Below are 23,777 nucleotides of genomic sequence, written 5' to 3'. Positions count from 1 at the left end.
AGATGGAACAACTCGATCAGTTTTTTCGATTATTAAATGAAGTGAAAAGAAAACTGTGGTTACAAGAAGCATGTCGCCTATTCTATCGTGCTCTTTTGACTTGTGTGACGATCACTCTTGCTTGGATTGGTGTTAGTCGATTAGTAGTCATTCTTTATTTAGACACGAAAATCGTGTTAACGGTTGGACTTGTGATTGTTGGTTTTGTTAGTTACTTTATTATCAAAAAACCAAACCATATAACTGCTGCACAAAAATTTGATCAACAGGGGTTAGATGACCGGGTCATGACTGCTATTCATTTTAAAAATGAGACGTCGGATATTGCCAATCTGCAACGAAAAGATACACTCACTAAAATGAAGCAAGTTTTACCTCAGGTTAAGCAAGAAAAATCTGGTTGGTTCCAGTGGAAGAAGCTGGCTATTTCAATTGGTCTGATACTACTTTCTTCCCTCAGTGTAATTTTTCCAAATGATCTGGTTGAGTTAGCCAAGGAAAAAGAAATAGAGCAAAAAATTGTAAAAGAAAACAAAGAGCTTATTGAACAACTTACCGAAAAGCATAAAGAAAAAGTAGGCACAGAAGCAGATGAAAAACTAGAACAGCTACTTGAAGAGGTTAACAAAGAAAAAAAGGCAGAAGAAATGAAAGAAGACCTAATGCGAGCAGAAAAGCAATTAAACGAACTTAAAGAACAAGCTGAAGATAGCCAAAATCAATTAAATGATTTAGCAAAAAAAATGCAGGAAAAAGGTTTGAACAGTTTAGCTGAGGCAGTCGAGCAAAGGGATCCACTGCAAATAGAAAGTAAAATGAATGCGCTTAAAGAAAAATTAGATAATCTAACCGAAGAGCAATTACAATCATTACAGGAACAATTGCAATCTGCAGCAAATCAGATGGGGTTGGATAGTAAAACTTTAGCAGAAGGAGAATTATCAAAGGAACAACTCGAACAATTATTGTCTCAGATGGAAAATCAGATTAATGACCTGGCGGAGTCTGCTAAGAATGGTTCAGAGCTCGCGGGCGCGCAGAATGATTTACAGCAGCTAGCTCAGGGTCTGAATCAGCAAATGACGACTGCTGGACTCGGCGCACCAAGTTCTCTCGCATTTGCTGGTGAAACAACACCATCAGAGGGAACGGCGACAAATGGTGAGCAATCAGGTGAAAGTGGCCAACAAGGCCAGTCGGGAGCGGGTTCTAAGTCAGGTACAGGAAGTGGCTCTGGTACCGGAAGCGGCTCAGGTACTGGGAGCGGTTCTGGCTCCGGTAGTGGCTCCGGGTCTGGATCTGGCAGTGGAGGGTCTGGAACAGGAACTGGTTCAGGTAGCGGTGGCAATGGAGCTAGTCTCGGTGCTGGTAATCATAATCTCACAGTTCCTAAAAAGCTAAACGGTCCAGATAATCAAGAAATAGATAAAGGAGAATTAGGAACGGGTCCAAGCGAGCAACAAATGGATCCGAATGCACCGATTCTTCCAGGGGAAGTTCGTTCTTACGATGAAGTTTATCAACAATATGAAAAAAGTTATCGGCAGGCAATCGAACGCAACAATTATCCTGATCACTTGCAAGAAATTATAAAGGGTTACTTTTCTAATATAAATCCAAACGAGGAGGCGAATTAGCTTGGAAGCATTAAATGAACAGGAATTGATAGAAATCAAGGAACGAATCGAGCTTGTCAAAACAGAGATTAGTCGCTTCATCGTTGGGCAAAATGATGTAATTGAGCAGCTATTGTGGGGGATATTCGCGGGCGGACACGTTTTATTAGAAGGTCTTCCTGGTCTGGGTAAAACAATGCTGGTTCGAAAAATTTCTGAAGTGATGGACTTGCAGTTCTCACGCGTACAATTTACACCAGATTTAATGCCAACAGATATTACCGGAACAAATATGATTCAACCAAATGAACAAGGAGGGCAATCATTTGTGTTTCATCAAGGCCCTCTTTTTTCAAATATTGTCCTAGCGGATGAAATTAATCGTGCTACACCGAAGACCCAAAGTGCGTTGCTTGAGGCAATGGGGGAACGACAAGTTACAGTGATGGGAGAGAGGCGTACCTTGCCGAAACCATTTTTTGTTCTTGCAACCCAAAACCCAATTGAACTCGAGGGGACTTATCCATTGCCAGAAGCGCAGATGGACCGATTTATCATGAAGATTGATGTCTCCTACCCAACGCGTGAGGAATTAAAGGAAATCGCAATCAGGACCACAGGCTCACATATTCAAGACTTAAAAAATATTGTTGATGCTTCCTTCGTAGTTCATGTTCAACAAATTGCTAAGCACCTGCTAGTGGCAGATAAAGTCTTAGACTTTGCAGTAAATGTCACGATGGCAACACATCCAACTGATGAAAATGCGACAGATGATGTAAAGAATTATGTCCACTATGGTTCTGGACCAAGAGGGCTGCAGAGTTTAATTTCAATTGCTAAGGTTCGCGCATTATTTGATGGACGTTATAATGTGTCAATCGGTGATATTAAAAAGGTATCCTATTCGGTGCTTCGGCATCGTCTTTTCTTAAATTTCGAAGGGGAAGCAGCAGAGATCTCGAAGGATCAACTAATTAAAAAATTGCTTGTGTCAGTAGAAGAAAGGTCGTGAGCTAATTAATTATGCTGCTATCACCAGTTCTATCTAAGCGACTCACTAATTTCAAACTTGTTTCAAAAAGAATTGTTAGAGGTGGTCATAAGGGCGAAAGGCGATCACAAAGACTTGGCTCGTCATTAGAGTTTTCTGATTACCGTTTGTATAGCCCAGGTGACGACCTTAGACAAATTGACTGGAATACATATGCAAGAACAAAGAAGTATTATATTAAACGTTTTTTAGATGAACAGGAACTTTCTGTTTCGGTCTATTTGGACAGTACCAAGTCAATGGGAGTGACGAGTGTTAAGTGGAATCGAGCGAAGCAACTAGCTGGAGCCTTTAGCTTTCTAGCATTAGCTAATTCGGACCGATTGAGCTTTATACCAGTTGCGTCTTCTTCTCGTTCTTATCCATATACAAAGGGGATGGCAATGACGAATAAAGTTATGGATTTTATTGAACAAGCTTCCTTAACAAATGGAAAAGAACGATTCGGTCAGCAATTAATTAAGGTTGCAAACCAAGGTAGGCAAGGAAGTCTTAATATATTAATTAGCGATTTTTTGGATGATCCAGAGGATTTGTTTATGGCGATTAAAAAAATGCAGGCGAAACATCAGCAAGTATTGCTTATTCAAGTCGTTTTACCAGAGGAAGTTGATCCCGACTATTTAGGTGATTTACAGCTTGTTGATATTGAATCGGCTAAATTTCGCGAGGTATCGATGTCAAAAAAAGTGATCGAAAACTACAAGCATTTATTTGAAAATCATACAACTAAGATGAAGTCGTTTTGCAGGAAGCGAGGAATGGACATGATCATTTGTCCTACTTCTAATAGTTTGGAAGAAACAATATTTTCTTTGATCATACGTAAGGGATGGATTGGGAGGTGAAGGTATGGGGTTTCTAGCACCTATTTCTTTTTTGTTTTTTGGCGCCATACCAATTCTATTATTATTCTATTTTTTCAAGAAACAATATGATAGACAAACAATTTCCTCTATTTATCTATGGGAAGGTACCCTAAGGGAATGGGAGTCAGACCGTTGGTGGCATAAATTACAAAGAAATTTACTATTACTTCTCCAATTACTAATCTTATTGTTGCTAATTCTCGCATTAGCTAGGCCATTCTTTGTCGGTGAAGAGGTAAATGGAGATCATTTGGTCATTGTTATCGACTCATCGGCGACAATGACTGCAGAAGAAAACGGAACGACAAGATTCACTAAAGCGAAACAACAAGCAGTCCAATTAATTGATCAATTAGGTAATGGGCATAAGGTTAGTGTTATCCATGCACAAGAGGCCCCTGTGTTACTAGCTACCAATCAGACAAATCATAGTGAAGTTATAGAACAGATAAAAGAATTGCAAATCTCTTATCAGCATCAAAATGTAACCGATAGTATCAGATTGGCACAATCCTTGATTCAACACGAACAAGGTGAGATTCATATTTTTACAGATGATTTAGATGAAGAAAGTGTAACAGCACTGAATATTTCAATTCCGGTCGTTGTCCGAAACATGTCAGCATCAAAAGAAAATATATCTATCCAAACGTTTGGTGTTAAAAGGTCTGAAAACCTAGTACAAGCGATTGTAACAGTGAAAAATGAATCATCTGATGCTATCGATATTGTGTTATCGATAAGTAATGATGAAAATGAACTGGAGCAGGTAACAGAAGGTGTAGCGGCCAACGAACAAAAAACGATTAATGTTAAAAATTTACCTATCCATGATTATTATCAGGTGAAGCTAGTAGGTGACGATGCCTATAATTTAGATAATGTCATGCATGCCTTGTTGCCAAAACAAGAGGCACCGTCTATTTATTTAGCAGGTGATGTAAATCCCTTTATCGAAAAGGCAATTTTGTCAGCTGGCATAAAGGTGACAACTGTTCCAACAGATGATAGTGGAAACTATTCTTTTCCTGAGGAGGAAGAAGCAGTCTATCTATTATCAGGCGTTGAAAACAAGCATTGGCCACCCGGCGCTAAACTAATTATCTCCCCCTCTAGCGGAGGCCCCTTTCAAGTCGGGGAGAAAGTCCAATTAAACTATCCATTAAAAGAGGCGAGTGATCATCCGGTTTTAGCGTTTTCGGATTTTGAGAATGTTTATTTAGAACAGGCCTATCAAGTTGATAATTGGCAAGGACTACAGCCACTTGTAAAGAGTGAGGACCAGATTATTATTGCAAAAGGGATGTTCGAAAATGATCCAATGATTCTGCTTGCTTTTGATCTATTTGATTCAGACTGGCCACTTCAACCAGGATTTCCAATATTACTAGTCAATAGTATTGCAGATTTAGCTGGAGACGGGGAGTCACTGGGATATTATCACCCACTTGAAACGGCAACAATTCAATTATCAACAATGACAGAGGGAGCGGTTATAGAAGAGTTAAACGGTGATGATCTAAAAGATATTCATTTAAGTGAATCAGATTTAACTGTACCAAGGCACCCAGGAATCTATCAACTACATGAGAAATCAGCGAATGGATCGTCGTTTCGCTATCTAGTTGTTCAGTTAGATAACGTGGAACGAACAGCTACATCTATCAATTCTTTTTCAGTGGATGTAGAAGGACAAGAAGAGAGTGGTACACAACTAGCTAAAAAAGAAGTATGGCGTATCTTTGCAAGTCTAGCATTATTACTATTGTTTCTTGAATGGGAGGTGTATCGACGTGGCATTTCAAGTCGATAATCCCTTATGGCTAGTTGCGTTAATTCCAATGGTTGTCGTTCTTTTTTTATACTGGAGAGCTAATACCTTGTTAGCTGGTGGCAGAAAAATAGTGCTGATTTTTATTCGGACAATTATTTTCACTTTGATCATTGTAGCTTTGGCAGGTGTGCAAATACTTTGGCCAATCAAAGATATGGCTACTACTTTTGTTGTTGACCGCTCCCATAGCATGGTTGAACATGAACAAACCGCACTCGAACAAATAAATGTTGCGATCAATGATAAAGGACCAAAAGACCAAGCAGGTGTTGTGTCTACAGGACAAGAAGCAGTAGTCGAAAGTCCATTATCTGATCAAAACGATGGTATTCAGTCGTTTCAAACCGAAGTAAACCATTCCTATACGAACCTTGCTTCTGGGCTACAGCTGGCTGGAGGATTATTTTCAGCAGATGACAAAGGCCGAGTGGTGTTAATGACAGATGGCAATGAAAACATTGGTGATGCCATCAGGCAAGCTAGTTATTTAAAAAGACAAGGCTATCTGGTTGATGTTGCTCCATTTTCACCGGTGTACAAGGATGATGTTGCACTCTCCACTTTTGATGTACCAGAAACTATTTATTTAGGTGAACAAGCAAACCTTTCGATGACAGTAGACAGTAGTATCGATACAACCAGCCAGGTTCGAATTATGCAGGATGGAGAAACGATTATCGATCAAACGATTGCTATTAATAAAGGGTCGAATCTATTTGCTTTTAACCATTTAGTTTCTACTGATGGATTTCATACGTTTAAGGCAGAAATCGTTAGCGAACAAGACCAAGTGATTGAAAATAATCAGTTATCTGCATTTGCTGAGACGAAAGGTCTACCACACGTTTTAATTGTTGAAGGAGAAAATGGTGAAGCAGCCAACTTAGAAGAATCACTAAATGCTTCTTTGGTTCAGATAAATACGATAGCACCTCAATTATTGCCTGGGCAATTAAGCAGTTACTTAAAGTATGATTCGATTGTTTTTAGTAACGTGTCGGCACATATGTTGACAGGACAGCAAATGGAATTAATAGAAAAAGCGGTAAAGGATTTTGGTGTTGGTTTTATCATGACAGGTGGAGATCAATCGTTTGGTGTTGGTGGTTATTTTAAAACACCAATAGAACAGTTGTTACCAGTTGATATGGATATAAAAGGTAAAAAGGAACTGCCTTCACTCGGGTTATCGATCGTTCTTGATAAATCGGGTAGCATGATGGGAAGTAAAATTGAACTTGCCCGTGAGGCGGCAGCGAGATCAATTGAGCTACTTAGAGAAAAAGATAACCTTGGGGTAATTGCCTTTGATTCTACTCCTTGGCAGGTGGTTGAACTCGGCCCAATTAATGACAAGGAAGCAGTATTATCTAAAATTCGTTCGATAACAGCTAGTGGCGGAACGGATATATTTACACCAACAAGAAATGCTTATGCCCAAATGGAGCCGTTAGAGTTAAAGCGTAAGCATATCATTTTGTTAACAGATGGTCAGTCAGCGACAACAATCAATTATCGACAAATGATTGAAGAAGCGCGAGAGAATGGGATAACTTTATCAACAGTAGCGATTGGAATTGAATCTGATGGTCCACTGTTAGAAGAAATGGCTGAGTTAGGTGGTGGCCGTTTCTACCAAGTGCAAAACGACTCCACTATCCCAACGATTTTATCTAGAGAAACGGCATTAATAACTAGAACGTATATTGAGGATGATTCGTTTTTTCCAAACATTGTTAGTGATCAGTGGGGAAGCCATTTTGACAGTGGTGTTCCAGAGATGAATGCATATATTGCAACAAATCCTAAAGGGCGGGCACAACAAGTATTAACAAGTGAAAAAGATGATCCCGTACTTGCTCGTTGGCAATATGGTCTAGGAAAAACAGTTGCATGGACATCTGATTTGTCTGGTGAATGGTCTGGTAACTTTCCGAAGTGGACAAATTGGTCACCACTGTGGAATGACATTGTCACCTGGACTTTTCCACAGTATCAAAAGAAAACGTATGAAATAGCTAAGCAAATAGAGGGAAACAACGTCACACTTGACGTAACTGCAGCAGATTATCAATCATCGAGTTTAAACGCAAGTCTTGTAAGTGAAAAAGGGGAAGAAGTCAATCTCCATTTACAACCAAAAGCTCCAGGTGAGTATCAAGGTTCGTTTGAAGCAAATGAACCCGGTGTTTACTTTTTGCAAATTACAGAACAACAAAATGAAGAAGTAATCAGCTCATTCAAGACAGGAATCGTTGTTCCATATTCACAGGAATTTGCATTTGTACCTGCTAATCATCAACTGATTGAAGAGATAGCAACAGCTGGTGGTGGAGAGGTAATTGACAACTTGGATGAAGTGTTCAATACGGAGGCAATGCCACCACGGTATGATATAAAAGATTTGTTTTATCTACTATTATCATTGGCACTGCTTTTATTTCTAATCGATGTTGCGGTGAGAAGGTTCCGAATTAGTTTTGCTTTTGTTAATAAAGTAAGCTCGAGTTTTAAAAGTAGTCAGGCAAAAGTAAGTGAAGCTACTGAAAAAAGGTCCAGACAAATTAAACAATTGAAGCAGACAGCGACGAAAAAACCTAGTGTGCAAACAAAAGAGACGAAACCTGCTATTAAAAAACAACCAAACAAAGAGGAGACTCCGTTGTTACAGAAAAATAAAACGGTTAGAAGCGACAGGCCTAGTCAGACTAATAGGACTGAGACTAGAGAAGAACGAATAGCGCGCTTACTGAATGCGAAAAAACGAGGACCAAAATCATAATCTGATTTGGTATCTCAATTACCAGAACATAAGCGAAAGTTGCCAGAGCTGACGTGGCACAATCCTATCAATAGTTATACAAATGACAACACTTTATAGTTTCCTGATTACTAAAGTTTATCGAATGTTAACATTTGATAGACTTTAGTTTCTATCGAGTATTTTTGATTGAAATCCTACTGAATGGTATATTACTTTATGATAGAATTAGTAAAGAATTGCTGTAAATTGTAGAATTTAATTAACAAGTTTTATTCAAAGTTACTATACAAAATCATGTACAGTATCTGTGTAGAATAGTTAATAGATAAAAAGGGGTATTTATGAATTATGTCGGAAGGATAAGTACAACAGTATCGACTTTAATAATATCGATATGGCTTTTAGAGTTAGCTTATACTGAAGCCAGTTTAACATACTTTTATACTGGTCTTTTTATTGCTATCGTTGCAATCGGTATTTCTTGGACGTTTGGAGGTCAATATGATAAGGCTAAGTTTTATTATAAACAATCCTTAAATAATAAAGAAGATCTACAGCAAATCTTTGATAGCGTCGATGCTACCATTTGGTCAAACGATTTAATAAATCAAAAAATATACGTTTCAAAGGGTATTGAAAAAATGGTTGGATATGCTGTTGAACAATTTTTCGATGATTATTCACTTTGGCTGAAAATTATCCATCCAGATGATACTCAAAAAGGAAATGATTTTTATAAGCGCATTTTATCGGGCGATTCTGATAGCGTTGAATTACGTTTTGTTAATAAAAAGGGCGAGTTATTTTGGGTCCAGATGTCAGGAAACCCTATATTCGGTAAAGATTATAAAGAAGTTGTTAAATTAAACGGTGTTGTTGTAGATATTTCTAAAAGGAAAAAGGCAGAACTCATGTTACAAGAAAGTGAAAGCCGTTATCGTAATGTAGTGGAAGTATCACCGAATATGATCTTTATTTATCAGCATGATGAATTTGTCTATGTAAACCCTGCCACAACAAAACTTTTGGGTTTAAATGTTTCGGAGTTAATGGGTAAATCAGCATTTGAATTTATTCATTCTTCATCTTTAGAAAAGGTAATTCGTCGCAATCGAGAAATTTATGAAAATGAAAATGCAACCGAAGATACAGAATATACCGGAGATACAGCGTATAAGATTGTTAGACCTGATGGTGAATCTATTTATCTAGAAATGACAGGTAGAAAAATAATTCATGATGGTGAACCAGCGATTCTAGTCGTAGCTAGCGATGTAACTGCCAAGAAAGAATATCAAAAGAAGATTAACTATATGGCTTATCATGACGCACTTACAGGTTTACCCAATCGTCATATGTATAATGAGAACTTGAAAAGGGCTATGGCACGTAGCAGCAAGAATAATCAACAATTAGCGGTTATGTTGATTGACTTAGATCGATTTAAATTCATTAATGATTTGATGGGGCATGCAGCTGGTGATGACTTACTAAAACAAGTAGCAGCTAGACTACTTGCAAGTGTTCGAAAAGGAGATTTGGTATCACGTCAAGGCGGTGATGAATTTGCTGTTTTATTGGAAGATATTGACGAATTAATTGTTCGTGAAATTTCAGATCGAATTATTGAGACTTTCTCAACATCATTTCTGATAGAAAATAAGGAATTTCATACCTCTCCTAGTATAGGAATTAGCTTATTCCCAATCGATGGACAAGACATAGAGACGATGAACTCAAAAGCCGACATGGCTATGTATTTAGCTAAAAAACGAGGGAAGAACAACTACCAATTTTTCAGTCACGAAGGAGATATACTTGATCGGAAAATTAAATTGGAGCATGATATACTACACGGAATAAAAAATAATCAGTTTTACCTTGAGTACCAGCCAAAACTAGAATTGAAAACAGAGAGAATTTATGCGGTGGAAGCTTTAGTACGTTGGAAACATCCTGAACTGGGAATAATCTCTCCTACTGAATTTATACCGATTGTGGAAGAAAGTGGTCTAATTGTTTCTTTAGGGAAATGGATCCTTAATGAAGCATGTAAACAAAATAAACGATGGCAGGAATCAGGCATTCAAATAAAAGTAGCCGTCAATATCTCTGCTATACAATTTGAAGATAGAGACTTTGTTCAAATTGTAAATCAAGCCCTATCTAAATATCAATTATCACCTGAATATCTAGGACTAGAAATAACAGAAAGTGTTATGCAAAACATCAACCAATCCTCTGTTATCATTGATGAGTTGAATCTACTAGGAGTAAAGATATCAATTGATGACTTTGGTATCGGTTATTCATCATTAAGTGTTTTAAGCAAGCTCCCTATTGATTTTGTCAAAATTGATAAATCCTTTGTCAATGACATTATTAGCAATGCAAATACTGCATCTTTGGTTAAAACAATGCTCGAGATGGGTGAAAGCCTTCGATTTGAATTGATTGCCGAAGGAATAGAGGAAAAGCAACAAGCTGATTTTTTAATTAACATTGGTTGTCAGTTTGGCCAGGGATATTATTATAGTCCACCCCTTCCGCCAAATGAATTAGAAAAGTTAGTAAACAATAATCGGTTATAAAAATAGTTTCTACCAACGATTGCCTTGAAGTGGCAGTCGTTATGTTTAAGTAAGGTAAGTCAATTTCATATTACTAATTTTTGAAAGTTATCATTCACATATAGTTGGGTACATGGTTCCCGAACTATATGTGGATGACAATTTTTTTGGACAAGGTAATTATGAAGTCAAGGTAAGTTGAAATAGAAATGTTGAATTTAGACTTGGCTAAATATCTTATTTTAGTACTGAATTATTATTCAGCTCATTATGATACCGTTTTATTAGTTTGTGATAGGCTTGATTATTTCCGGTAGTTTCGGCGATATTATTAAGTGCTTTATAATATCTTTTTCTATCCAAATCATGCATATATTCATATTCGAATCCACTGGCCACATATTCTACAAAGTCCCAAACTGGCTGGTGATCCCGGCTATGTATTCCTTGTGCTATCGCATCCAGAACTTTTAAGAGTTCAACAGTAACGATTACATTATCTCTTGCATAGTGCCGAATAGAAGCAAATCCAATATACAAATAATCTTCAAACGTATAGTTTTGTATAATAAGTCGTAGATTATAACTTTCATCTGTTAAATATGGTGTGAATTTTACCTTTTTAGATATATTTATAAGTAAGTCACCAATTTCATAAAGTGTCCCAGAAGCAGTTTTAGGATCATGATTTCCCAATGATCGAATGGTAATCTCAACGAATTTATTTATACTAAATTCAATGTCTTGAATTTCTGTTTGACTTTTTCCAATGTGAAGCATATCTTTATATTTATTTTCATCAATCGCAATGTTATTATTTTTCCAGTAAGTTATTAGAGGTGTTGAGCCAAAAACAAAATTTCCGACCTTGTACTCTAATTTAATAATGAGATCATCTTCTAATGCCTCTTCCATCAATTTATCAAAATTAATCGTTTGTAAATAACCAGAATTATTACTCATAACTTGATGGCCCTGATTTTCTGGAACTTGGTTTTTGACTGATTCCTCGTTTTCTACTTTGTAAGGATCTAGTTCAGTAAGCATTGACTTTTCGATGATTCTTATTGATTCCCATTTCATATCACCTGTCATATGTGCGACTTGAAGCCATGTAACAATATGATTGATGAATATGGCGAATGAAGCAAGCGATAAAGCTGCAAGTAAAGTAGCAGTTGTAGGAATAAAAAAATAGGATAAGGTTTCTTCGTTGTTTAGAAATAACAAGCATAGTAGTACATAAATAAAGCTTCCATTAAAAATACTTAATGTGCGCTGTGTAACCTTGGTCATCATGAAATTTTTCAGTATTCTTGGTGAATATTGACCCGAAAAAGTAGTTAAGGCTGTCAAGACTCCATAAAAGGTAAAGGAAGTTAAAGACAATAGTCCTCCTGTAAGTGTACTTAAAATGGTTTTTGTTAATTGGTAATCTGATGTGAATACAGGTAATATTTCGCTGCCAAGTTCCATTTTTAAGTCTGCCCATATTGTTACAAAAAATAAAAGAAAAGATGATAATGCATAAAGAGTGGGTCTTACTAAAATGTTTGAATAAATTAGATGTGTTCTTTCTCTTTTTGACATATTCTTAAATTTTTTAATCGTTGAAGGAAATCTCTTTATAGTGTTCATTCAATCACATCCTATCTTAAGTTTTCTGTGTCCTTCCATTCCCTCATTTTCAAATTATCTAACATCTAGTACTAAATAGCGTATTTACTAGTTATTTGTGGCTAACTTGTGTGATTAGCTGTGCAGAGTTATTTGATTCTTACTAAATTTTCGTAATGAAATATAAGTGTGAAAAATGGGGTTTTAATGTTAGATTTAACTTAATACATTCGACTCGATAAATAATAAGAGATGTCAATGCACTTTATTAAAATGATATAAATTATTTCGTACACTGTTTTAAATTAGGAGTGAGGATAGCATGAAAATTTTACTAGTGGAAGATGATAAAACGATTGCATCAGGCCTTGACTATTCACTGCAGCAAGATCAATTTTCTACGATTGTCTGTTACAATGTTGAATCAGCAAAAAAGGTACTTTCTGAGCAATTAGATCAAATTGACATCTGTTTATTTGATTTATCACTGCCTGATGGAAGTGGATATGACCTGTGCCGTTTCGTAAAAGATGGCAGCGACATTCCTGTTATTTTTTTAACGGCATTTGATGATGAGGTCAATGTCGTGATGGGGCTAGACATGGGAGCTGATGATTATATAACAAAGCCTTTTCGAATTCGCGAACTACTTTCAAGGATTAAATCTGTCTTGCGCAGATATCATAAACAAGCTGTCACAAAAACTGTAATTGACATTGAAAGTATTCGAGTTAATACATTAGAAGGTAAAGTTTACAAATACGGTGAAGAAGTATTACTAACTGCATTAGAGTACCGATTATTGTTGATTTTTGCTAATCATATTGGTCAAGTTTTAACGAGAAACCAGCTTCTAGAGAGGATTTGGGATGTGGCAGGGGACTTCGTTAATGATAATACACTCACTGTTTACATAAAAAGGTTACGAGAAAAATTAGAGGATGATCCACAACAACCAGTGATCATCAAAACTGTTCGTGGTTTTGGCTATAAGGTGGGTGATTAATCTGTTACGTAACCGGGAAGTCCAGTATTTATTACTTGTGATGTGCTCAATCAGTCTAGTTTCGATTGGATTAGTATGGTTTTATTTCTCATTCATGTCTGCACTATTTATTTTTATTACTGCTGTTTTGTTGATAGGTACAAGCATATTATTTACGCGCTGGAGATACAAAGAAATTGAAAAACTTTCGAGCTATCTGAGAAAAATTAGTAGCGGTGATTTTTCGCTTGATGTTCGTGACAATCACGAAGGTGAGCTTAGTATTTTGAAAAATGATATTTACAAAGTGACATTAATGTTGTCAGAGCAAGGAGTAAATTTACAACAAGATAAGATTCAGCTTACTGATGCAATTTCTGATATATCTCATCAGCTTAAAACACCGCTCACTTCGATGGTGGTGATGGCTGATTTACTGAGTGATGCCAAACTAAATGAAACAAAGAGAACCGAATTCACAAAAAACATAAGGATTCAATTGGAACGGATTGATTGGCTAGTTTCTTCATTATTAAAACTGTCGAAAATTGACGCTGGAACTATCCAATTCAAACAAGATACAGTTGTTGTCAAAGACATGATCCGAAAATCGATAGAGCCTATTTCCATTCCAATTGATATAAAGCAACAAACAGTTGAGATAAAAGGACATGATACGGTATCTTTTTATGGTGATTTCAATTGGACTGTTGAGGCAATGGTTAATATTCTAAAAAACTGCGTCGAGCACACGCAGGAAGGCGGAGTAATCAGCCTTACTTTTTCAGAAAATACGTTATTCACAGAAATTGTCATTAAAGATGATGGAACAGGAATCCTTAAAGAAGATATTCCTTATATATTTAAACGTTTTTATAAAGGCAAGAATGCCGGCGAGGAGAGTATCGGGATTGGGCTTGCGATGGCTTATAGTATTATCACCAGTCAAAATGGAGATATCCAAGTAGAAAGTGTTGAAGGTAAAGGCACACAATTTCGGATTAAGTTCTACAAACACACTATTTAAATCTCTAAGTGACTAAATTGTCATTTTAGAGTCACCAGGAAGTCATTTTAGGCAGCTATACTGAACTCAGAATCAAATTCAGGAGGTTTTTATACCATGGATATTTTAAAAATAGAAAATCTGTCTAAAGTGTATGGAAAAGGTGAAACAGCAGTAAAAGCATTAGATGATGTATCTTTTTCCGTTAAAAAAGGTGAGTTTGTCGCCATTATCGGTCCATCTGGTTCAGGTAAATCAACACTTCTTCATATGCTTGGTGGTGTTGATAAACCATCTAGTGGAAAAGTTCTCGTTGATAACACGGACATATATAAGCTTAATGAAACACAGTTGGCAATTTTTAGACGTAGACAAATTGGCTTGATTTATCAATTTTATAACCTAATTCCTATCTTAACGGTGGAAGAAAACATCACCCTACCAATGTTACTTGATGAACACAAGGTGGATAAACAGCAGTTAAATGAGATCGTAACTACTTTAAATCTACAAAATCGCTTAAGTCACCTTCCCAATCAATTATCTGGTGGACAACAGCAACGAGTTTCAATTGGTAGAGCATTAATTAGTAATCCTGCGATTATGCTAGCGGATGAGCCAACGGGTAATTTAGATAGTAAGAACAGTAACGAAATTATGGACTTATTAAAAATGTTTAACAAAACGTTTAATCAAACCTTAGTAGTGATTACTCATGATGAGCGAATTGCACTGCAGGCGGATCGTGTTATTTCAATTGAAGACGGAGGGATTGCTAAGGATGAGGTGGTCCGTCCGTGAATATCATAAATAAACTTACGATAAGGCATTTGAAACAAAATAAAAAACGAACAATTGTTACAATTATTGGTGTCATTATTTCGGTTGCTATGCTAACAGCAGTTGCAACGCTTTCTGTATCTTTTATGGATTTATTGCAAAGGCAAACAATTGCAGATGAAGGAGAATGGCATGTTCTGTACAAGGATGTCAACAAAGAGCAGCTTGAAGAAATTGAAAGTGACGAAGCAACTGAGAGTGTAGTTATTTCAAGAAATCGTGGCTATGCTCATTTGGAAGGTGCTGAAAACGAAAATAAGCCATATTTATTTATTAAAGAGTATAATGTACAAGGATTTTTACAGTTTCCAATAAAATTGACTGAGGGGCGACTTCCTCAATCAAACACAGAAATTGTTGTTTCTGAGCATGTTGAAACAGGTGCCAATGTGGAGTATCAGATTGGTGATCAACTTACTCTTGATATTGGTGAACGTGTCTTGAAGGAAGGTAACACCGATCCTTTTGGTCAGAACGATTCGTTACAAATGGAAAAAGAGAAAGTTATTGAAACATTAGATAATCAAACAACTGTTAATTACACGGTTGTTGGTTTTATTGAAAGGCCAACGTTTGAACCGACATGGGCACCAGGATACACGGCAATTTCTTATTTGGACGAAAGTATGATTGGTGCAGACAATCGAGTAAATGCATCGGTAGTATTAGAAAAGGTAAATGGTTCTTTATTTGATCATGCAGAAGAAATAAAAGAACAAAACCAAATAAAGTCAGTTTCCTTTAATAATGACTTACTACGATACTATGGTGTTACAGATGATGATCAATTACAAGCTACGTTGTTTTCTTTAACGGCAATTATTATGGCGGTCATTATTATTGGTTCTGTTTCATTAATTTACAATGCATTCGCAATTAGTGTATCGGAACGTTCGCGTCATTTAGGTATGCTCTCAAGTGTAGGCGCGACGAAAAGACAAAAGAGGAACTCAGTGTTTTTTGAGGGAATGGTAATCGGATTAATCAGTATCCCACTCGGAATTATTTTTGGACTTGTTGGAATTGGTACTACCTTCTGGTTTATTAATACATTACTCGAAGGCGCATTAGGACTAAGTGAGAAATTAATGCTGACTGTTACACCGCTTTCTATCGTTTTAACTTGTGGTGTTGCAATAATAACCATTTTCATTTCAACCTATGTACCAGCGAGAAAGGCATCAAGGATTTCAGCAATTGATGCTATTCGCCAAACAGAAGATGTGAAGCTAACCGGTAAAGCAGTAAAAACATCCAAGCTTATCCGCAAAGTCTATGGAATTGAAGGCGAGATAGGTTTGAAAAATTTGAAAAGAAATAAACGAAGGTACCAAGTGACTGTGTTTTCTCTAGTGATCAGCATTGTTCTTTTCTTAGTAGTAGCCTTTTTTACTGACAATTTACAAAAATCACTAGAGCTTACACAAAACAAGATAGATTACGATATTCAAGTAATGGGTGAGAATCTAGAAGAAGATGTGATAAAAACAATATCTAGTCTAGATAATGTCACAGAGTACAGTTCTAACAAACAGATAAACCTTAATACCTGGATTGAGGAAGCAGCAATCGGTGATAAAGCACAAGAGATTGTGGAAGAGGATAGAAGCCTACTTGAAGATGGAAAATATTCTTATTATCTAACTGTATATGGATTGAATAATGAGAGGTTAACTGCTTATGCTGAAGCAATTGGTACGGACATAGAACAACTACAAGATCCAGACAATCCATCGGCAATTATGATTGATACAGTTTCATATCAAGATGAGACAAGGAAATTTGTCGAAACAAAATCAATCAATGCTGAAATAGGTCAAAGTATTACTATGTTCCGCAGGGATTGGCAAACAGGGGAAGAAACGTATATCAACGAAGTCACAATTGCTGCACTTACAGATGCTGCTCCGATGGGAATTAGCGCAGGTAGCGGACCGAGTGACTTAACTGTCATCGTTTCTGAAAAAACCCTTGATCGTTTCGTCCTAGATGACTATAGTTCAGAGGTTAGCTCATTTCTTTATCTGAAAAGTGATGATCCACTGGCAACACAACAAGAAATTGAAAGTCTACAAGGAAATAATTTACATGTGTATAATGTCTTTCAACGTCGACAGCAGGAAGAACAACTAATTCTATTAATGTCCGTTTTTACTTACGGATTTATTGTGTTAATTACAGCAATATCAATTGCAAATATATTTAATACAATTTCAACGAGTATATCGCTTAGAAAACGTGAATTCGCGATGCTTAAATCAGTTGGAATGACCCCAAAAGGGTTTAACAAAATGATGAATTATGAAAGTGCATTTTATGGGATAAAATCGCTTTTTTACGGACTACCGCTTAGTGTAGCAGTGATGTATTTGATATACAGGTCGATGATGAACAGTTTTGAGTATGATTTCACGCTGCCATGGCTTAATATTATCTACGTGATTGTCGCAATTTTTATCATTGTGGGATCAGCAATGTTATATTCAATACAAAAGATTAAAAAGGAAAACATTATTGATGCACTAAAGCAGGAAAACATATAGATGATGAACGAGACTTCCAAAGTCCAATTTAAAAGATGAATTACTACGACTTTGTAGTAATTCATCTTTTTTAAAAGGTAAGAAAGTATAAAATTTTGCGCTTTGATGCCTAGCTCCAACGCCAAATAAGGTGCCCTGCGCTTTTCTTAATCCTTTTAGACACATGTTCGCCATACGGATTTTAAATAAAAAGTAATTATCAAAATGAATATTGACACCTTTTTTCTTATCCGATAAAGTATATAAGTTAGTCAATTTCATAATACTTATTTTTCGCAATTGTCATCCGCATATAGTTGGGATAGACCGTTCCAAACTATATGCGGATGACAATTGCTTCATAAGGTAATTATGAAATTGATTCAAGTATGTTTATTTTAGGACAAGACTTATGTCGATTTTGGGAGGAAATAATGGAAACTACAGAATCATCAACACAGATAAAAATAACAACAGCAGATCCATCCGCGCTTGGCTTGTTTGGTTTAGCGATGGTCACATTTGTAGCATCATCACAAAAACTAGGCTTAACAGAAGGACTTTCTTATATTTTACCATGGGCCTTTTTCTTAGGCGGCCTAGCACAACTATTTGCAGCGGTTCTAGATGCAAAGCACAATAATATCTTCGGAACAACGGCATTTGGAGCATTTGGATTATTTTGGTTTGGTGTCGGAACAACATGGTTAATTCAATTAGGATTTTTCGGTGAAACTCTTGCTGTAAATGGGGATCAAAAGCAACTTGGTTTTGCATTTGTTGGTTATTTAATTTTTTGTATTTTCATGACGATTGGTGCGATGGAAACACATAAAGTATTGTTTTTTATATTTGTCTTTATTGATTTTCTTTTTATTGGTTTATCGTTAAGTTCTTTTGGTATTATGTATGAACTGACCCACATGTTAGCTGGAGTAGCAGAGATGTGCATTGCTTTACTATCTTTTTATGGTTCAGGTGCAATAGTGTTAAACACACACTTCGGACATGTTGTGCTACCGATTGGAAAACCATTTGGGATTTTCAAAAAATAAATCACTCAGGAAATGCTCTATTAAATTGGATATTTTTCTTATATTGAACGAAATTGTTTAGCGAAGTTTAATTATTAGACATCATGTCCTCTCTATGTTAAATTTAATATTCGCTTACAAAAAGTAAGCGAATATTAAAAAGTAACAGGGGGATTTTTTTATGTTAGATTTTGGATTACTTATTATTCGTTTAGTGATAGGTATTAGCTTTGCAGGTCATGGTGCGCAAAAGCTGTTCGGATGGTTTGGTGGACACGGGATTAAAGGTACAGGCGGATTTTTCGATTCGATTGGAATTAAACCTGGAATCCTGATGGCAACACTTGCTGGATTAGGTGAATTTATTGGCGGACTATTATTTGCAGCTGGATTTGCATGGCTTGGGGCAATTTTAATAACTGTAACAATGCTTGTAGCTATCTTTAAAGTACACGGACAAAATGGCTTTTGGGCAGATAAAGGTGGATTTGAATATCCATTTGTGCTTATTGTAATTGCGATTGGTATTGCATTAATTGGACCAGGAGCGTATAGTATTGGATTTTAATGAACTTATTTAATTGCTATTTTTTAAACAAAAAGGCTAGGTACCACAAGAGGACGCTCGTCCTGTTACGGTGCCTAGCCTTTTATCTGATTGGATGAAACAAATAAAGCTCTTGTACTAAGTACGAGAGCTTTAGAATTATAATTTTAAATTTAACTTACATTAAGTCGTAAACAGATTCTTCGAAATAGAGCCAGTGGAAATATTCAATTTGCTCATCTGACATAGAAACAATTTCTTTTTCATTGAACTTGTGATTGTCTAATAAGTGCTCCACTCTGTAGTCTCTTTCTGTTTGGCTCATAATAAATCCTCCTAATAAACCTTCCATATAAGAAGTGTTTATATATTGTAATCGCCTTCTTTTTTGCTTAATTTCATTATACATCTCGCTATGAGATTAAACAAATATCATTTCGAGATGAGTTTGGCATGAAGCTATCCTTATCTGTTATTTATCCTGAATTAACAGCAATCAAGCGCTTATTTCTAGAGGTGAAAACTCTAAAATGGGCTACGTTATAAACTCTAAAAGAAATTAAAGGCTAAGTCAGTTATAATAAATGTAGATTAATTAGTTACTTTTTAGAGCTAAGGGTTGGAATAACCAAGCATTAGAGGAGGGGTTAAATTGATGGACGATATTATGGGTGGAGTTATAGGTCTAGCTGTTGCTGATGCATTAGGTGTTCCAGTTGAATTTGTTGACAGACAAACATTAAAAAGTAATCCGGTGATCGATATGCGCTCACATGGTACATACAACCAACCAGCAGGAACATGGTCTGACGATACAAGCATGACGCTTTGTCTTGTAGAAAGCTTGTCTGAAGGGCTAGATTATACAGATATTATGAATAACTTCAACAATTGGTTCGAACAAGGTGAGTATAGCCCACATGGTGAAGTTTTTGATATTGGAATTGCAACTAGAAAAGCTTTGAAGAGGTTTTCTGATGGTACAGCTCCTTTAAACTGCGGTGGTATGAGCGAGTTTGATAATGGAAACGGCTCTTTAATGAGAATTCTTCCGGCTGCATTTTACTTGCAGTTCATCGATCGGGATGAAAAGAAGAACGATGAGAAGGCGTTTACCATTATACATAACATTTCCGCATTAACGCATGCCCATAAACGAAGTCAGCTTGCCTGTGGGGTTTATGTTTCTATAGCCAGAAGCATTATCGGAAGTTCTGATCTTGAGGAAGCTGTCAACCATGGCATTGATAAAGCAATCGACTATTACAAACACCAACCGGATTATATTGATGAACTACACCATTTTCAAAAGCTAAGCACAAAAGAGATTGGTAGTCTGCTTGAAAAACAAATAAAAAGTAGTGGTTATGTGGTCGATACTCTTGAAGCTGCAATCTGGTGTCTTTTGACAACAGGAAGCTATCAGGATTGTGTTTTAAAAGCCGTGAATTTAGGTGAGGATACAGATACTGTCGCGGCTGTTGCCGGAGGACTTGCTGGACTTCATTATGGCTATCAAAGCATTCCAAAAGAATGGGTCGCTACATTAGTTAGGCGCGATTATATTGAAGGTCTTTGTAATAAACTCGGACTCTCCTTTTACAAACTGGATATTGAAAACCTGATAAGCTATATCCCTTATTTTGAGTTCGCTACTAGAGAAAGTGTCTGCCAGTGGAAAGGTGGCGAAAAACTGGGTGAAAAACATTTTTCAATGCCTTACCCCGAATATGATCAGACCTTTAAAGAATTTATCCAACAAATTAATGAAACTAATCTTTTACTTCATCAGTACACACTCGTGACAGATAAACTAGAGTTTGCCAATAAAGAACAAGTAAACAGCACCATTGCTACAGCAGACTTTGATCTTTTAAGAGCAATCCTGACTCGTTATGTTCGTCAGGAACGCTTCAGTGATGGGGCCTGGGCATCTGCAGTTGAGGACAAAGTATTCTTTAAAATACTTCAAAGACTGCAGCAAGTAAAGTCTTTAGGTTAGAGGGGACAATAAATGTATAAAACAATTGGATTACTCGCACACGTTGATGCTGGCAAGACCACTTTCTCCGAGCAACTACTTTATCATACAAAAAGTATTCGGCATCTTGGCCGAGTTGATCATAAGGATGCTTTTTTGGATAGCCATCAAATAGAAAGAGATAGGGGAATAACTGTATTTGCTGATCAGGCGAGGATAAATTATAACAATTCTACCTATTATGTAATTGATACTCCAGGGCATGTCGACTTCTCTCTGGAAATGGAACGTGCTATTCAAGTGATGGATTATTGCGTTGTCATTGTTAGTGCAGTTGAAGGAATTGAAGGTCATACCGAAACCGTTTGGCGATTACTACAAAAACATGGTGTGCCTACCTTTTTCTTTATTAATAAAATGGACCGGATAGGTGCCAGTTCAGATCGTGTTATCAAAGAGCTAAACGAAAATCTAACAGAGGATGTCTGCGATTTTACAGCGACTTTTAAACAAAGGGAAATGAATGAAAACCTAGTTGAATTTATCGCGGAACGAAATGAAACACTTTTAGAGCATTATATGGAAGCTGGATTTGACAAAAAGTTATGGTTGGATACATTAAAAACGATGATTAAAGACAACAAAATTTTTCCTTGTTATAGTGGGTCTGCCTTAAAAGATGAAGGTATTATTGAATTCTTTGAAGCTTTTGATCTACTAACAGAGACGACGTACAAAGTAGAAGAAGATTTTGCTGGTCGGGTTTATAAAATACGTTATGACGAAAATGGCAATCGAATTACGTTTATTAAGGCCCTACAAGGAACGATCAAGGTTCGTGATCAAATATCGTATGGTGAAAAAGACAACAAGGTTTCAGAAAAGGTGACACAACTTAGAGTTTATAACGGGCAAAAATTTGAAACAGTTGATCAAGTTGAGGCTGGAGAACTTTTTGCCGTTTCAGGATTATCTAAGGCTGCCACCGGGGATGGTGTTGGTTCCTTAGATGAAAAAGCCGCTTTTGATATGGTGCCAACGTTAAAATCGAAAGTAATCTATAACACTGCATCTGTTCGTATTAAAGACATTTTGAAGTCCTTTCAAGTTTTGGATCAAGAAGACCCTTCCTTGCAAATCAAGTGGGATGAACAGTTGCAAGAGATACATATACATGTGATGGGCCTCATCCAACTAGAGGTTTTAGAAAAGATCGTAAAAGAACGATTTGGTTTTGACGTATCTTTTGGTGATCCGAAAATAATATATAAAGAAACAATCGAGACAAAGATAGTAGGTTATGGTCACTTTGAACCGTTAAAGCATTATGCGGAAGTACATCTAAAGTTAGAACCTGCCGAAAAAAATAGTGGTATCACGTTTTTAAATGAATGCCATGCTAACGATTTAACAATAGGAAATCAGAATTTAATTCACCACCACCTTTTTGAACGTAGCCATCATGGGCTGTTGACAGGGTCTGCCGTTACGGATATAAAAGTGACATTACTTACAGGAAAAGCACACAACGAACATACCTCAGGCGGTGATTTTAGAGAAGCAACCTTCCGAGCACTGCGACAAGGACTAGAAAAAGCAAAGAATGTTTTACTGGAACCATACTATCATTTTAAAATTAAGGTTGAAATAGACTATATGGGAAGGGTGTTATCAGATATTCAGCAGGCATCCGGCACATTTACACCACCAGAAATGATGGAGGATAAAACGATTATAACTGGGAAGGTACCAGTTGCGACATTTATGAATTACAGCACAGAATTTGCTTCGATTACACAAGGGAAAGGTACACTCAACTTGAAGTTTGCCGGCTATGACCGCTGTCATAACCCGGACGAGGTAATGGAACGGATTGCGTATAATAAAGATGCAGATCCAAAATACACCTCTACTTCAATCTTCTGCGCTAAAGGTCAGGGGTATAAGGTGCCTTGGGATCAAGCAGAAAAAGAAATGCATCGCTTGTAATAGTAAATTGATCTTCTTCGACAGTTTTAGGTTATCTATGATGACTGCAAATCCTAAGTGAGTTAAAAATATATGGGGGTGAGAGGTGTGGATTTATTCTTTTATATAACCATAATTGTAGCTCTGTCACTTATCTACTATGGATACGATAAGAAAAAAAGCTACGAGTTAAAAATGAAAAAAATAGAGTTGGAAGGAAAAAGGTTAGATTTAGAGCTTAAAAAAGCTGAAAATGGTACATTTAGTGCTGAACAAGAGAGAAACGATTAGTTTAAGACAGAACTAATATCCTTTCTTATTATATGGTAGTGATTAATATACATATAAACAATAATTTGTAGATACAGTTAAAAAAGTAGCAATTGAAGAACAGCTCAAAGTCGTATTACAACAGGCCACACTTTGGCTACAGACTGTAAGGAGCATATTATTCAGTATGAGACTAATGATGAAATAGCCAATGCCAATAAGCGAAATTGGCATTATAACACCACTTACTAGAGCTGGAGAGGACTGTTTAACTTAATTATTAGTTAAACAGTCCTTACT

The 23,777-nt window shown here is 36.5% G+C and carries 17 protein-coding genes; 15 read left to right on the top strand and 2 right to left on the bottom strand.

What is annotated here, in order from left to right; all coding sequences use genetic code 11:
• The first annotated feature begins 2 nt into the window (after positions 1 to 2).
• The 6 genes from LD272_RS15615 (at position 3) to LD272_RS15590 (ending at position 10,728) form a co-directional block, all read left to right on the top strand.
• Entirely contained in the window at positions 3 to 1,637 is a 1,635-nt protein-coding gene (locus tag LD272_RS15615) for a DUF8809 domain-containing protein (protein ID WP_226037556.1), read from the top strand.
• A complete protein-coding gene (locus LD272_RS15610; RefSeq protein ID WP_439647404.1) occupies positions 1,633 to 2,631 on the top strand; it encodes an AAA family ATPase in 999 nt (332 codons plus the stop codon). The genes LD272_RS15615 and LD272_RS15610 overlap by 5 nt, the downstream gene beginning before the upstream one ends.
• An 11-nt stretch (positions 2,632 to 2,642) precedes the next feature.
• Positions 2,643 to 3,518, top strand: coding sequence for a DUF58 domain-containing protein (locus LD272_RS15605; RefSeq protein ID WP_226037554.1), 876 nt, complete (start codon positions 2,643 to 2,645; stop codon positions 3,516 to 3,518).
• Positions 3,519 to 3,522: 4 nt separating this feature from the next.
• Positions 3,523 to 5,352 (top strand): vWA domain-containing protein, encoded by a 1,830-nt coding sequence (locus LD272_RS15600; protein ID WP_226037553.1) that lies wholly within the window; start codon positions 3,523 to 3,525, stop codon positions 5,350 to 5,352.
• Entirely contained in the window at positions 5,333 to 8,155 is a 2,823-nt protein-coding gene (locus tag LD272_RS15595; RefSeq protein ID WP_226037552.1) for a VWA domain-containing protein, read from the top strand. The genes LD272_RS15600 and LD272_RS15595 overlap by 20 nt, the downstream gene beginning before the upstream one ends.
• A gap of 323 nt (positions 8,156 to 8,478) precedes the next feature.
• Entirely contained in the window at positions 8,479 to 10,728 is a 2,250-nt protein-coding gene (locus LD272_RS15590; RefSeq protein ID WP_226037551.1) for a sensor domain-containing protein, read from the top strand.
• Positions 10,729 to 10,944: 216 nt separating this feature from the next.
• On the opposite strand, the gene LD272_RS15585 is transcribed toward LD272_RS15590, so the two are convergent.
• Entirely contained in the window at positions 10,945 to 12,345 is a 1,401-nt protein-coding gene (locus LD272_RS15585) for a DUF2254 domain-containing protein (protein WP_226037550.1), read from the bottom strand.
• Between the two features lie 301 nt (positions 12,346 to 12,646).
• Here LD272_RS15585 and LD272_RS15580 point away from each other — a divergent pair, with 301 nt between their 5' ends.
• The 6 genes from LD272_RS15580 (at position 12,647) to LD272_RS15555 (ending at position 19,279) form a co-directional block, all read left to right on the top strand.
• Positions 12,647 to 13,330: a response regulator transcription factor gene (locus tag LD272_RS15580; RefSeq protein ID WP_226037549.1), complete on the top strand. Its 684-nt coding sequence runs from the start codon at positions 12,647 to 12,649 to the stop codon at positions 13,328 to 13,330.
• Between the two features lies 1 nt (position 13,331).
• Positions 13,332 to 14,336, top strand: a complete 1,005-nt coding sequence (locus LD272_RS15575) for a sensor histidine kinase (RefSeq protein WP_226037586.1) — start codon at positions 13,332 to 13,334, stop codon at positions 14,334 to 14,336.
• A gap of 96 nt (positions 14,337 to 14,432) precedes the next feature.
• Positions 14,433 to 15,116 (top strand): ABC transporter ATP-binding protein, encoded by a 684-nt coding sequence (locus LD272_RS15570; RefSeq protein WP_226037548.1) that lies wholly within the window; start codon positions 14,433 to 14,435, stop codon positions 15,114 to 15,116.
• Entirely contained in the window at positions 15,113 to 17,698 is a 2,586-nt protein-coding gene (locus tag LD272_RS15565) for an ABC transporter permease (RefSeq protein ID WP_226037547.1), read from the top strand. The genes LD272_RS15570 and LD272_RS15565 overlap by 4 nt, the downstream gene beginning before the upstream one ends.
• 413 nt (positions 17,699 to 18,111) lie before the next feature.
• Positions 18,112 to 18,732 (top strand): acetate uptake transporter, encoded by a 621-nt coding sequence (locus LD272_RS15560; RefSeq protein ID WP_226037546.1) that lies wholly within the window; start codon positions 18,112 to 18,114, stop codon positions 18,730 to 18,732.
• Between the two features lie 160 nt (positions 18,733 to 18,892).
• Positions 18,893 to 19,279, top strand: coding sequence for a DoxX family protein (locus LD272_RS15555; RefSeq protein WP_226037545.1), 387 nt, complete (start codon positions 18,893 to 18,895; stop codon positions 19,277 to 19,279).
• A 157-nt stretch (positions 19,280 to 19,436) separates the two neighbouring features.
• Here the strand turns inward: LD272_RS15555 and LD272_RS15550 are convergent, their stop codons facing one another.
• Positions 19,437 to 19,583, bottom strand: coding sequence for a BH0509 family protein (locus LD272_RS15550; protein ID WP_226037544.1), 147 nt, complete (start codon positions 19,581 to 19,583; stop codon positions 19,437 to 19,439).
• Positions 19,584 to 19,913: 330 nt separating this feature from the next.
• On the opposite strand from LD272_RS15550, the gene LD272_RS15545 reads away from it, so the two are divergent.
• The 3 genes from LD272_RS15545 to LD272_RS15535 all read left to right on the top strand — a co-directional run bounded on the left by LD272_RS15545 (position 19,914) and on the right by LD272_RS15535 (position 23,498).
• Positions 19,914 to 21,260: an ADP-ribosylglycohydrolase family protein gene (locus LD272_RS15545; RefSeq protein WP_226037543.1), complete on the top strand. Its 1,347-nt coding sequence runs from the start codon at positions 19,914 to 19,916 to the stop codon at positions 21,258 to 21,260.
• Between the two features lie 12 nt (positions 21,261 to 21,272).
• Positions 21,273 to 23,228: a GTP-binding protein gene (locus LD272_RS15540; RefSeq protein WP_226037542.1), complete on the top strand. Its 1,956-nt coding sequence runs from the start codon at positions 21,273 to 21,275 to the stop codon at positions 23,226 to 23,228.
• An 87-nt stretch (positions 23,229 to 23,315) separates the two neighbouring features.
• Positions 23,316 to 23,498 (top strand): hypothetical protein, encoded by a 183-nt coding sequence (locus LD272_RS15535; protein WP_226037541.1) that lies wholly within the window; start codon positions 23,316 to 23,318, stop codon positions 23,496 to 23,498.
• The last annotated feature ends 279 nt before the right edge of the window (positions 23,499 to 23,777 follow it).

The organism is Aquibacillus saliphilus (genome assembly GCF_020404745.1).
Lineage (GTDB): Bacteria > Bacillota > Bacilli > Bacillales > Amphibacillaceae > Aquibacillus > Aquibacillus saliphilus.
This window is presented reverse-complemented; position numbering and strand designations above follow the sequence as displayed.

Coding starts and splice junctions, on each gene's coding strand:
- LD272_RS15615 (WP_226037556.1), top strand. CDS start 3: ATGGAACAACTCGATCAGTTTTTTCGATTATTAAATGAAGTGAAAAGA.
- LD272_RS15600 (WP_226037553.1), top strand. CDS start 3,523: ATGGGGTTTCTAGCACCTATTTCTTTTTTGTTTTTTGGCGCCATACCA.
- LD272_RS15545 (WP_226037543.1), top strand. CDS start 19,914: ATGGACGATATTATGGGTGGAGTTATAGGTCTAGCTGTTGCTGATGCA.
- LD272_RS15605 (WP_226037554.1), top strand. CDS start 2,643: ATGCTGCTATCACCAGTTCTATCTAAGCGACTCACTAATTTCAAACTT.
- LD272_RS15550 (WP_226037544.1), bottom strand. CDS start 19,583: ATGAGCCAAACAGAAAGAGACTACAGAGTGGAGCACTTATTAGACAAT.
- LD272_RS15560 (WP_226037546.1), top strand. CDS start 18,112: ATGGAAACTACAGAATCATCAACACAGATAAAAATAACAACAGCAGAT.
- LD272_RS15570 (WP_226037548.1), top strand. CDS start 14,433: ATGGATATTTTAAAAATAGAAAATCTGTCTAAAGTGTATGGAAAAGGT.
- LD272_RS15555 (WP_226037545.1), top strand. CDS start 18,893: ATGTTAGATTTTGGATTACTTATTATTCGTTTAGTGATAGGTATTAGC.
- LD272_RS15580 (WP_226037549.1), top strand. CDS start 12,647: ATGAAAATTTTACTAGTGGAAGATGATAAAACGATTGCATCAGGCCTT.
- LD272_RS15585 (WP_226037550.1), bottom strand. CDS start 12,345: ATGAACACTATAAAGAGATTTCCTTCAACGATTAAAAAATTTAAGAAT.
- LD272_RS15590 (WP_226037551.1), top strand. CDS start 8,479: ATGAATTATGTCGGAAGGATAAGTACAACAGTATCGACTTTAATAATA.
- LD272_RS15540 (WP_226037542.1), top strand. CDS start 21,273: ATGTATAAAACAATTGGATTACTCGCACACGTTGATGCTGGCAAGACC.